This is a genomic window from Arcicella rosea (assembly GCF_014204325.1).
In the GTDB taxonomy this organism is placed as follows: Bacteria; Bacteroidota; Bacteroidia; order Cytophagales; family Spirosomataceae; genus Arcicella; species Arcicella rosea_A.
In genome coordinates this window covers 1-12,627 of record NZ_JACHKT010000013.1, presented here as the reverse complement: position 1 = coordinate 12,627, position 12,627 = coordinate 1, and the positions used below count along the sequence as shown (strand labels likewise).

Here is a 12,627-nt window from a genome sequence, read left to right as displayed (position 1 = left end):
AGCTCAAAAAACAAAAATAATGAAACATATTTTTAGCGTATTTTTATTACTATTTCCACTATTTGGTTTTTGCATAAATCCTGACACTTATGTAGCTTTTCAATCAAAAGGGAAAAGCTTTTGTGTAGCCTCAAAAAGTAAAATGGCTTCTATTTTGGTTTCCCAAAAAGATGAGCAAGCCGTTATTCGTGCAACAAATGATTTGCAAAGTGATGTAGAAAGAGTAACAGGTAGAAAACCCAATATCATCAACGAACTCAGCAAAAAAGATGAATTGATTATTGTGGGTACTTTAGGAAAAAATCAATGGATTGATGCACTGGTGGCTCAAAAGAAAATTGATGTAAAAAGCCTTCAAGGAAAATGGGAAACTTTTGTGATTCAAACGATTGAAAATCCTTTTCCGAATGTAAAAAAAGCCTTGGTGATTGTTGGTTCAGATAGGAGAGGAGCAATTTATGGCATTTATGATTTATCTAAGCAAATAGGCGTTTCGCCTTGGTATTTTTGGGCTGACGTGCCTGTGCCAAAACACGATGAAATTTATGTTTTGAATGGTCGCTATTCAGAAGGAAGTCCAAAAGTAAAGTACCGTGGCATTTTTATCAATGATGAAGCTCCCGCTTTATCAGGTTGGAGTAAAGAAAAATTTGGGGGATTTAACCACAAATTTTATGGAAATGTGTTTGAATTATTACTCCGTTTAAAAGCCAACTACATTTGGCCCGCCATGTGGGGAAGTGCTTTTTATGCCGACGATGCAGAGAATATCAAAACAGCAGATGAGTATGGTATTGTGATTGGAACGTCTCATCATGAACCTTTGATGCGTGCCCACGATGAATGGCGAAGAGAAAAAGGTGGCGTATGGAATTATGAAACCAATCCGACAAAGCTACAAGCCTTTTGGAGAGAAGGCATAAAGCGAGCCACCAATGAAAAAATTGTAAGTGTTGGTATGAGAGGCGATGGCGACGAACCCATGTCAAGAGAAACTGCAACGGCTTTATTAGAAAAAATCGTAAAAGACCAAAGAAATATCATCAGCGAAGTAACAGGTAAACCTGCCAGCGAAACTCCACAATTATGGGCATTGTACAAAGAAGTACAAGATTATTATGATAAAGGCATGACCGTTCCTGACGATGTAACGCTTTTACTTTGTGATGACAACTGGGGAAATCTTCGTAAACTTCCTAAGCCCGATGCCAAACCACGCAAAGGCGGTTATGGAATTTATTATCACTTCGATTATGTGGGCGGGCCACGCAATTATAAATGGCTGAATACCAATCCGCTTCCTCGAATTTGGGAACAAATGCACTTAGCTTGGGAACACAAGGTGAAAGATATTTGGATTGTAAACGTAGGCGATATTAAACCGATGGAGTATCCAATTTCTTTCTTTTTAGACTATGCTTGGAATCCAGAAAAGATTCAAGCCAATGATTTACAGCAGTATAGCGAACAGTGGGCAAGCAAGCAATTTGGCGATAAATATGCCAAAGAAATAGCCTTTTTGCTGAATCAATACAGTAAATTCAACGGAAGACGTAAGCCTGAATTATTAGATGCAAATACTTACAACCTGAAAACTGGCGAATGGAAAACCGTAGTGACAGATTATAATAGGTTGTTGCAGAAAGCCGAAAGTATCAAAAAATATTTATCTCCTGAATATCAAGATGCTTACTTTCAACTGGTTTTACATCCTATCAAAGCTTGTGCTAACCTCAATGAAATGTATTACAATGTGGCATTGAATAAGGAAGCTTTTGAGAATAAATGGAAAGAAACCAATACTTATGCCCAGCAAGTAAAACAACTTTATGATAATGATTCTTTAATAACAAAAGAATACCATCAACTCAATAATGGCAAATGGAATCATCTGATGAGCCAAACGCACATTGGTTATACCTATTGGCAACAGCCCGAAAAACAGAAAATGCCAGCAGTAAAGTATCTCAGCGATGAGGCTGTTATTGAGAAAAAAGAAATAGCCATTCAACCAGTAAAAAGAGCCGAGATTCCAAACAATACAAAAGGAAATGTCTTTTATCAAGACGAACAAAATGGGGTTGTCATCGAGGCAAACCATTTTACAAAAGCGATTAACGCAAATGGCATAACATGGAAAATATTACCCGACCACGGTAGAACAGGTTCGGCAATTACTACTTTTCCTGTTACCGCTAAAGAGCAAAAACCTGAAGGAAATGCTTCGCATTTAGAATATGAAATTTATACTTTTAGTGAAGGTGACGTGACGATTCAAGCTTACTTTTCACCAAGTTTAAATTTCTACGGAACAGAAAATGGTTTGCAGTATGCCATTTCAATAGATGATGAACAGCCTCAAATCATCAGTCTGAACAAAGAAGATAAAACAAGTGATAAAGGTATTTGGAACAAATGGGCCGCCGAAAATATCATTATCAAAACAAGTAAACACTCACTTGTTGGAAAAGGTAAACATACTGTAAAATATTGGATGGTGACTTCGGGAGTTGTTTTACAGAAATTAGGCTTGAATTTTGGTAGGACAGAACAAAACTATCTTGGTTCGGCAGAAACTATCAGTACAAGTAAGTAAAATCCAATTCGATAAAGAAATTAAAACGATAGAGTACAGTAGCAAGATGAAAAAAATACTATTTAGTTGCTTATTTTTTACGATAAGTATCATTGCACAAGCACAATTACGTTTACCAAAACTGATTAGTGATGGAATGGTACTTCAAAGAAATACGAATCTTAAAGTTTGGGGATGGGCAAAACCGAAGGAAAAAATCACAATAAAATTTAAAGGTAAAAGCTATAAAACTATCACCAATCTAAATGGAGATTGGCAAGTAAATATACCTGCTATGGAGTCTGGCGGCCCATTTACGATGGAAATTTTGGGTGATACTCGTCTGGAAGTAAAAGATATTTTGATTGGTGAAGTATGGTTTTGTAGCGGACAAAGTAATATAGTTCATCAGTTGAATATTCATGATGTTACTTACGCTAAAGAAATTGCAGAAGCGAATTTTCCTCAAATTCGACAATTTTGGATTCCAACACTTACCAATTTGCAGTCGGTTCAAAATGATTTTCCGAATGGGGAATGGAAATCGGCGGTGGGAGAAGATGTGCGTCCATTCTCGGCGGTAGCTTATTTTTTCGCTAAAAAAATCCATGAAAAATATCAAGTTCCTGTCGGGATTATCAACGCAAGTGTGGGCGGTACGCCTATTGAAGCATGGATAAGCGAGCAAGGGTTTAAGGATTTTTCAGTACAAAAAGCGATTATAGAAAAAAATAAAGATACGGCTTACGTGAATAGTTTGAACCGAAAAATTATTCCAAATAATACCCCACAAGCCATTGACGAAGGTTTAAAAAACACAAAATGGTTTGATACTGCTTATTCGCCTAAAAACTGGAGAAATATAAATATTCCGGGATATTGGGAAGACCAAGGAATAAAAGACCTCAATGGAATAGTTTGGTACAGAAAAGAAATAGAAATTCCTGCTACGATGGTTGGCAAATCGGCAAAAGTGTTTTTGGGAAGAATTGTTGATGCTGAAGAATTGTATATCAATGGCAAAAAGGTGGGAAGTACTGGTTATCAATATCCTCAACGCAGATACAAAATTCCTGCTGATGTACTGAAAGCTGGTAAAAATCTTTTCGTAGTACGAGTAACAAACAACGCAGGGAAAGGCGGTTTTGTACCTGATAAACCTTATTGCATTTTTTCAGAAACTGACACTGTTGATTTGAAAGGTACTTGGCAATATAAAGTCGGGCTTGTTTTCAAACCGAATATTTTGAATGGAAATACAGGCATTTCTGCCCAAAATCAACCAACGGCTTTGTTTAATGCGATGGTTTCACCTGTTATTAATTATGCTGTAAAAGGTTTTTGTTGGTATCAAGGCGAAAGTAATACAGGGCGACCTTATGAATACAATAAACTTCTGCCTGCTTTAATTAACGATTGGCGGAATCAATGGAAACAAGATTTATTGCCATTTTTGTATGTTCAACTTCCGGGTTTTATGGATTATAATTATTTGCCTTCCGAAAGTAATATGGCAGTTGTTAGAGAAGCCCAATTGAAAACTTTGGCTGTTCCCAATACAGCCATGACCGTAGCCATTGATTTAGGAGAATGGAACGATATTCATCCAGACAATAAAAAAGATGTTGGCGAACGCCTTTCACTATCAGCCATGAAACTCGCCTATCAGGAAAATATTACTTACTCAGGACCAATTTTTCAGTCTTCAAGTATTGAAGGAAGTAAAATGACGCTTCTTTTTTCTAATATTGGTTCAGGCTTAATAAGTAATGATGGAGAAGAATTAAGTGATTTTGCGATAGCTGGAGAAGATAAAAAATTCGTTTGGGCAAAAACCAAAATAGAAGGGGATAGAGTAATTGTTTGGAGTGATGAAGTAGCCAAACCATTGTATGTAAGATATGCGTGGGCAGATAATCCTGTTAATCCAAACCTTTTTAATAAAGAAGGATTACCAGCTTCGCCTTTCAGAACAGATAAATAATTGTTGAGGCTAAATTTCCAAAAACAATCAGGATTTCTCAATATGATATTTAAAGAACTATTTAATATTATGGTTATTATTTTAAACTAACGATTTAAAATAATAACCATAATATTAAATCTTGCTATTTTGATTCTGTTTTGACTAAGAATCTACTTTAATTAAATTCTATCTAAATTCGTTAGATTAAAGCTTTTATAGACACATTTTTATATAAACGTTTCAATAGAGTTCAATATAATTGGTTAATCCATTATATCTCTATGGAATTTAATGAAATAAACTCTGATTTTAAAGAGCTTAATTGCTTGGAAATACTGTGGATAGATTTATCGATACTTTCGGTACTTTCGTAGAGTGAACCAGCAAGCCATTGTAAATCTTCAACCTCAACCATTTCTTTATTCTCTTTCGAAAACTCAAGAATACTTAATGTTTTACTATGTTCATGGCGAAGTTCATGTGATAGAGAAAAGGATATTTCTTCAATTTTCTTGATTTGTTCAAAAAGCTTTTGCCTAGCTTTTACCTGAAAGGTAACTTCGATGCCAATACCCAACACAAGTTTTGGCACACCTGATGGCTCTCTTTCAAAGATAGTAATATAATTTTTAAACCATTTGTAGCTTCCATCTTTGCAGATACATCTGTGTACTAAAATATGTGAATCGTCTTTAGGAGAGTTGGTTAATTCTTCTAAGAATTTATAGAGATTTTCAAAATCTTCTGGGGGAATCATTTCTTCCAAGAAATCTTTTCCAAACGATTCAAATTCCTGAGCGGTATATCCAATAGCTTTGTAATACTGTTCATTCATAAAGATATTGCGTCTTTGTGCTATATCAAGTAAGTAGATAGATAAAGGTGTATCGTAGAGTAAATGCCTAGTAACTTTACTACGAATGTCAGTTTCTAGATTGAAAAATGGCTTGCGTTCCATGTGTTAAGAGTGTTTTTATTAAAAATAAGTTTACGATGAATTTGGAGGAATCCATAGGAAACCAATATCCTATGATGGGCAATGTTTATTTTAATTCAATTGTAAATACATTAAAAGAGCATAAATAATATAATTTTCATTCACGTTATCGCTGCGACGGTTACAGAATTTCAAACGTTAGTGACTATACTAAAGCTACAAATGTATTACTTTTGATAAAAATGGGCTGTAAAAAAATAAACTTAAATGGCTATAAATAAAAATTAGCAACCAATACAAATTAATGTACTGATTGCTAATTAGTAAAAAATTACACAGTAATTATTCTCTTAAATAGAAGAATTATTTTTATCTATAATGTTCTTAAACACAGGCATTTTTTTATGTAAAGGCGATACTTTTCATAATTGTTTATGACTTTTACAAGCCATTGCAATAAATTTATAACCACTTTTTAGTCAGTGATTGGGGTTACTCTAAACCAGTCGAAATCGGCATAACCTGCATCATTACTCTGATTGTTTCTGGTACAATAAATTCCCATTTTTGCACCAATCCAATGACCAACTTCTGCTTTAAATTCATTACCAGTATTGATAAATGTTTGCCCATCAAGGCTGTAACTAAATTGACAAATAGCACCCTTATTTACTTTTACACGTAGATAAATAGCTTTATGTTGCTCAATACGAGTAATCACTTTTTCTGTTTCGGGTGTTTTATCTATGGCTTTGATACTTTCTCCTAATACTAGATTAATACCTTCTTTGCTACTTCTCAAACCTAAATTTGTGTAGTTTTTGCCCAAAATAATCAAGGCTACTTTTTCAGAATCTATTTTAGGATTGGGCTTAAAACTCAATTTGGTTGTTACCATGAATTCTTCTGTCGGGAATTTTTGCAAGAGGATATTAGGAATTTCCCAGCAGTTTTTTGCTTCGCTAGGTGCTTGATATGAATACAATCTTAAAAAGCCTTGTTTACTGGTAGTATGCCAAATACCTTTGGGGTTAGCCTGCCATTGCCATTGTAAACCCAAAGTAGATTCGTCAAATTCATCTGATTCTGCGGGAGTACTAATTGGATAGTTTTTTCCAACGTTGGGTTTTTTATAAGTCAAAACTGGCTCACCTGTTCCATCGCCATCTTTGTCGATGCCAATTACTGGCCAGTCGTTCAGCCATTTCATAGGTTGTAAATGTACAACTCTGCCATAAACGCCTTTGTCTTGAAAATGAAGAAACCAATCTTCACCCTGCGAAGTATTTACCCATGCACCTTGATGTGGCCCATTGATTGGCGATGAACCTTGATTCATCACTACTTTTCGTTCGTAAGGTCCATAAACATTTTTTGAACGTAATACCAATTGCCAACCGGTAGAAACGCCACCAGCGGGGGCAAAAATGTAGTAAAACCCATTGCGTTTATACATTTTGGGACCTTCAATAGTTGGGTCAGATTCGTGTCCGTCATAAACGATTGTGCCTTCGTCTAATACTTTGGTGCCATCTGCACTTAATTTTTTGATGGTTAGAATACTTTTGATACCCGCACGACTTCCAGCCCAACCATGTGCCAAATAAGCTTCGCCATTATCATCCCAAAAAGGACATGGGTCGATAAGTCCTTTTCCTCCTTCTACTAAAAGTGGTTCAGACCAAGGGCCAGTTGGATTTTTACTTTTTGTTAAATAAATACCAAAATCTGGGTCTGGGTAATAAATCATAAATTCGCCATTATGATAACGAATAGCAGGTGCCCAAACACCATTACCGTGTTGTGTTTTTGAAAAATGTTCGTAAGGAGGTTGGCGTTTTAGGGCATGACCAATAATCGTCCAATTGACTAAATCTTTAGAATGTAAAATCGGCAAACCCGGTACAGCATCAAAACTTGAGGCTGTCATATAAAAATCTGAACCAACCCGACAAGCGTCTGGGTCGGAGTAATCGGCATCGATGACAGGATTTTTGTACTTACCGTTTCCTAAATCAGCCACCCAAACTTTGGAAACCGTTTTTTTTGTCTGTGCATTGATGTGAATGATGCCAATTCCCAGATTTAACACTAAGATTGTTATAATTTTCAGCGTCATATTTTTTGATTTTTTTTGAGAGATAATGATAAATCTAATGGTTAACTCATTTTTTCAGGAGTATCATTCGTAAAACGTTTACATTTAGAATGTTTTAAGTTTTACTATTGAATGGTCGGGTTTTGAACAATAAAAGAGTATTCGCCGTATTTTTTTGGGCAAATACTCCGAAAGTAGTCATTAGAATAACTAAACAAGGATTTTATGAGGATAGATTAAAGGACAAATTGCTGTGTTATTTTCCAGTGTTTACAGTAATTGCTTCTTTAGTAGCACCTTCCGTAAATTCAATTTGTTTTTGAGCTTTACTGCTATCGGTTTGTAGGATTTGGATAGCCTTGCTACGCTCGCCAGCGATAGCAAAAAGTAATGCTGTATTGGCTTTATATTGTATCGCATTAAAAATTAAACTATCGCTATTATTCACAGCAATAACGGGTTTTGTATTTTCTGAAATAAGTGTAACTTTTTCAAGAGTAATGTTACTTGCGTCTATGAATTCAGCTCCAATTTTAGTGTCTAACACAATATTACTCATTTGAATATTTTGAATAGGCATTTCAGATAATCCACGTACAAAAATGCCTTTATTAGCTCCTCTGCAAACAATATTTTCAAATCTCATATTTCTGAAAATTGGTGTTCCTTCATTTACGACAGGTCGCTCGTCACGTGGGCTATCAGTGGCGAATTTTACGAAATAGTACATATCAAAGAAAATAGCTTCTTGAGCAATGTCTTTCATAAAGATATTTTTGGCATAAATATTTTCAACAATTCCACCTCTTCCTCTTACAGATTTGAAACGTAAACCTTTGTCTGTTCCCGTAAAAGTACAGTCATATACAAAAATATTTCTTGCTCCACCACTCATCTCACTTCCTACCACAAAGCCACCGTGACCATTATAAACGATACAATTTCTGACGATTCCGTTTTCTGTAGGCATACCTCTTTTACGACCTTCTTCGTCTTTACCCGATTTAATACAAATGGCATCATCGCCAACATCAATTGTACAGCCGTCCACCAAAAAGTTTTTACAAGATTCAATATCCATTCCATCGCCATTATGGGCATACTCTGGATTTTTGATGGTTAAATTACGAAGTGTAAGGTTTTCGGACATCAATGGATGCAAACACCAAGCGGGCGAATTTTGGAAAGTAACGCCTTCAAGCAATACTTTTTTACATTTAGTGATTACCAACAAATTCGGGCGAAGGAAATCTTTCATATCAGCAAAACTTTGAAGTGATACGCCTTCTTTCAATAACATACTTCTATTTTCTACACTAGCTTTCATAAATTGTTCGCTAGGATACCACGTCAGTCCGTTTGCCTTCAAAACTCCTCCAGAAGCTTTCTTGGCATTCCATGCTGATTCAGTTAGTTGAGCTTTATTGACCGCACGCCAAACATCGCCACTTCCATCTATGATTCCTTGTCCAGTAATGGCTATATTTTCTTGATTGGTCGCCGAAATTGGCGATTGATTTCTTGCTGCACTTTTACCTTCATAACTTCCTTCAACCAATGGATATTGACTTTTATCTTCCGTAAATAAAAGTGTTGCGGCTTTTTTAATGTGTAAGTTCACATTGCTTTTTAGCACAATTGGGCCCGTCAACCACATGCCATTTGGCACAAGTACTACACCACCACCTTTCTTACTACAAGTAGTAATCGCCTCATTAATTGCCTGAGTATTTAAAGTAATTCCATCTGGTCTTGCTCCAAATGTGGTGACATTGAAAGTATCTTTGGCAAAAGTGGGTTGTACTATTTTGGGAAGATTTTTCCAGCTATAAGTAGGTGTTTTTTGTGCTATAAGATTATTATAAAACATTGCCGATGAAATGGCAATTAACAAAGAGATTCTTTTTTTCATGATGTTGTATTTTACGATATTGATAAAAATAATCAAAGTTTCAGGAAGTCGAGAGATGAAAACTGTGAGATTTTTAGCTTAGTAAGCTTCAATATTCAGTTAGCATATTGGATTTAGCAAACAAAATTTTATCTTTTTTTGTGCAATCGTTGCCGGCAACGTTGCCGAAAATGATTCTCTCAATTTAATGTTACAATTTGCCAGTTGATTATTTGTATTTAAAATGAATAGGCGGACTACTTCTTTGCTAGTGAATATTGAGACAAACGATTTTTGATTCAAAGATTCGTAATAACGCTTGTTTTAGTTTTTAGCGATAAAAGTCAAGATTAACTGCTTAACTTTGTCATCAAACATTCATCTTATAATGAAAAAAATATTCTTCTTTTTACTCCTGATTATTGGCTTCAATACTTCTGCTCAGGTACTTCGTAAAAGAGCGGTGAAACTAATGGGCAGTCGTTTTGATATTACGATTGTTGCCAATGATGCTTTATCAGCAGAAAATAACATTGATAGCGTAATTGCTGAAATCACTAGAATAGAAAACCTTATTTCCGACTGGAAAAGCGATACACAAGTATCGGAAGTAAACAGAAATGCAGGCATAAAACCCGTAAAAGTTGATGCAGAAGTATTTGCCTTGACGGAACGAGCGATTCATTTCTCGAAAATTACAGGAGGAGCTTTTGACATTAGTTTTGCGGCAATGGACAGAATTTGGAAATTCGACGGTTCAATGAAAGAAATGCCAAGCCCCGAAGCTATCAAAAAATCGGTGGAAAAAGTGGGTTACGAAAACATTGAATTAAACAAAGAAAACTCTACCATTTTCTTGAAACGCAAAGGCATGAAAATTGGCTTTGGAGCATTGGGCGAAGGCTATGCCGCCGACAGATGCCGAGAAATGATGTTGGCAAAAGGCATTAAAGCGGGCATCGTAAACGGTTCGGGAGATATGAGTATTTGGGGAAAACGTCCAGACGGAAAAGCGTGGTCGGTAGGCATTACCAATCCGATGAAGAAAGATACCATTTTTGCCATTATTCCTTTGGTAAAAAGTGCCGTAGTGACTTCGGGAAGTTATGAGAAATTTGTGATTTTCAATGGTAAACGATATGCACATATCATCAACCCAGTAACGGGCTATCCCGCCACGGGACTTTGTAGCGTAACCGTATTAGGCCCAAGTGCCGAAACCGCCAACGGTTTTAGTACTTCTATCATGGTTTTAGGCAAAAAAGCAGGCTTAAAACTCCTCAAAAAATATCCAGACTATCAAGCCATCTTAATCACCGACAAAGGCACAATTTTCTCGACACCCAATATTGATGTTTCAAAGTATCATGTGAAGGAGTAATATTACTGCTATTGCTCTTGTCTTCACGAGCAATTTATAGCCTTTGTTTGAGTAGTGCTAATTGTTCTACAGCTTGTCGATTTCATTTTCAGAAAGTCCTGTTAACTTAATAATGTCAGCCAGTGAAAGTCCCATTTGTTTTGCAGATTTCGCAACCTCAAATTTCCCTTCTAATTTCCCCTCATCAAAAGCGGTTTCAATTACGCCTTTTAAATCACGGTATATTTTTAGGCTGTTTTCATAGCTGTCCAAATCTGCTTGCCCGTATTTTGCAAGTTCAGCTTTTTCAAAAGCTTGGGTGAATACTTCATCTCTAAAGATTGTTGGAATGCTTTGAAAATCTTCTAAATGTTTGATGAAGTATAACCATTTATCCAAACGGGTTTTCAAATCGCTTTCTGTCTGCTTGAAATTGGGCATTTCAAGATAAATATAAGTTAGCTTATCGTAGAAAACCTTTCCGTATTCGTTTTTGAGCTTAATGGTATGAACTACCTCACTTTTTTCGGGTTCATTTTCGTAATCGTCAAAGGAAAAATCCAAAATTCCAACACAATAGACTGCTTTCAATTTATAATTCCATTCGCCCTTTTCCGCTTGTTCACGAATTGGAAAAGTTGAATAATAAATAGTTCTCTCTTTGAAGTAGTTTTGTTTCGCCTTCTGAAGTTCAACTATAAACTTCTCACCATTTTCATTTTCGCAATAAATATCATAAATGGCTTTTCTGTCGGCATCTGTTTGACCTAATTGCTCAGTGTTTTTGAAATTCAGGGCAACGATTTGGTTAGTTTGAGGCAAAAGAGCATTCAAAAAGTCGATAAGCAAAGGCTTACTGGCTTCTTCTCCGAAGATTTTCTTAAATCCAAAATCAGTAAATGGGTTTATATATTTTGCTCTCATTGTTTTGTATCTAAAACCTTTAGACAAATTTAATCAATTTTGTCGATGTTCGTTTGGTTATCCGAATTTTGTGCGGTTGTTACGGCGTTGGTTTATTTACATGTATTTTATTTATTCGTTCCAAGTTGAAAAACTTGAAACAGCGATGAACTGCCTTTATTGATTTTTAATTGCTTTGGTTATTCCTGTTACATATTCTCTTACTCCATTTGGAAGGTTTTGAAATTCCTTTTTTGCATTGTCATCAATTATTGTAATATCAGAAATCATTAAACAAGTAAGATAAATTGCAAGTTTTGTTATTGGGTTTACGTACTCATCAGGTATTGGTATTCCACGTGTTTGCTTAAAATGTTCAATTGATAAATAATTTGTATGAGAATGAGTAGAAGTGTATCTATAGGTATTTATAAATCCTTTTGTTTTACAAGTATGCTTAATTAAGTCAGTAATTTTTAAAGGTGTAATTTTTAAATTGTCATCAATTAGGAATCTCCAATTTGTTCTTGATTTATCTGGTTTATAAACCTTTTCTAATTCCAATTTTGGCAAAACATAGTAAAAATTACAGGCTTCAATTTTAGCAATAGTTTCAACTAATATTTTTTTATCTCTTTCCAATAGTTCTTTTGCTTTAGGAAAATCATTTTCTCCAATTTCAAACTTTTCTTTATCAAATAGACCATCAAGTTTCCATAGGAGAAATCTAAATTCTTCTTCTTCATCTGATTTTGATTCTATGAAAATATTATTGAAAGTAGCATAACTCTCCATCATTGTCTAGGTTAAACGCATTTAAATATTAAAGAGCATTTCGATTAGATATTGGTCATTCCAACCTGCCAATTTCCTTCTACTTTTAATGCTTTCTTTATC

General features: G+C 35.2%; 8 protein-coding genes. 3 read left to right on the top strand and 5 right to left on the bottom strand.

Going from position 1 to position 12,627, the window contains the following annotated elements:
* Window positions 1-19: 19 nt before the first annotated feature.
* Together HNP25_RS10315 and HNP25_RS10310 are read left to right on the top strand one after the other, a co-directional pair.
* Window positions 20-2,596: a glycosyl hydrolase 115 family protein gene (locus tag HNP25_RS10315; protein WP_184133924.1), complete on the top strand. Its 2,577-nt coding sequence runs from the start codon at window positions 20-22 to the stop codon at window positions 2,594-2,596.
* Window positions 2,597-2,642: 46 nt separating this feature from the next.
* Window positions 2,643-4,559: a sialate O-acetylesterase gene (locus HNP25_RS10310; protein WP_184133922.1), complete on the top strand. Its 1,917-nt coding sequence runs from the start codon at window positions 2,643-2,645 to the stop codon at window positions 4,557-4,559.
* A gap of 253 nt (window positions 4,560-4,812) precedes the next feature.
* Here the strand turns inward: HNP25_RS10310 and HNP25_RS10305 are convergent, their stop codons facing one another.
* The 3 genes from HNP25_RS10305 to HNP25_RS10295 all read right to left on the bottom strand — a co-directional run bounded on the left by HNP25_RS10305 (window position 4,813) and on the right by HNP25_RS10295 (window position 9,488).
* Window positions 4,813-5,499, bottom strand: a complete 687-nt coding sequence (locus tag HNP25_RS10305; protein ID WP_184133920.1) for a PAS domain-containing protein — start codon at window positions 5,497-5,499, stop codon at window positions 4,813-4,815.
* Window positions 5,500-5,953: 454 nt separating this feature from the next.
* Window positions 5,954-7,597 carry a glycoside hydrolase family 43 protein gene (locus HNP25_RS10300; RefSeq protein ID WP_184133918.1) on the bottom strand — a complete coding sequence of 548 codons (1,644 nt, stop codon included), beginning with the start codon at window positions 7,595-7,597 and terminating at the stop codon, window positions 5,954-5,956.
* 235 nt (window positions 7,598-7,832) lie between these two features.
* Window positions 7,833-9,488, bottom strand: a complete 1,656-nt coding sequence (locus HNP25_RS10295; protein WP_184133917.1) for a glycoside hydrolase family 28 protein — start codon at window positions 9,486-9,488, stop codon at window positions 7,833-7,835.
* Window positions 9,489-9,855: 367 nt separating this feature from the next.
* On the opposite strand from HNP25_RS10295, the gene HNP25_RS10290 reads away from it, so the two are divergent.
* The gene (locus HNP25_RS10290; protein ID WP_229202831.1) at window positions 9,856-10,848 is read left to right on the top strand and encodes an FAD:protein FMN transferase; all 993 of its coding nucleotides are present in this window, start codon (window positions 9,856-9,858) and stop codon (window positions 10,846-10,848) included.
* 66 nt (window positions 10,849-10,914) lie between these two features.
* On the opposite strand, the gene HNP25_RS10285 is transcribed toward HNP25_RS10290, so the two are convergent.
* A complete protein-coding gene (locus HNP25_RS10285) occupies window positions 10,915-11,751 on the bottom strand; it encodes an Rpn family recombination-promoting nuclease/putative transposase (protein ID WP_184133915.1) in 837 nt (278 codons plus the stop codon).
* A gap of 156 nt (window positions 11,752-11,907) precedes the next feature.
* Window positions 11,908-12,528 carry a hypothetical protein gene (locus tag HNP25_RS10280; protein ID WP_184133913.1) on the bottom strand — a complete coding sequence of 207 codons (621 nt, stop codon included), beginning with the start codon at window positions 12,526-12,528 and terminating at the stop codon, window positions 11,908-11,910.
* Window positions 12,529-12,627: the final 99 nt, after the last annotated feature.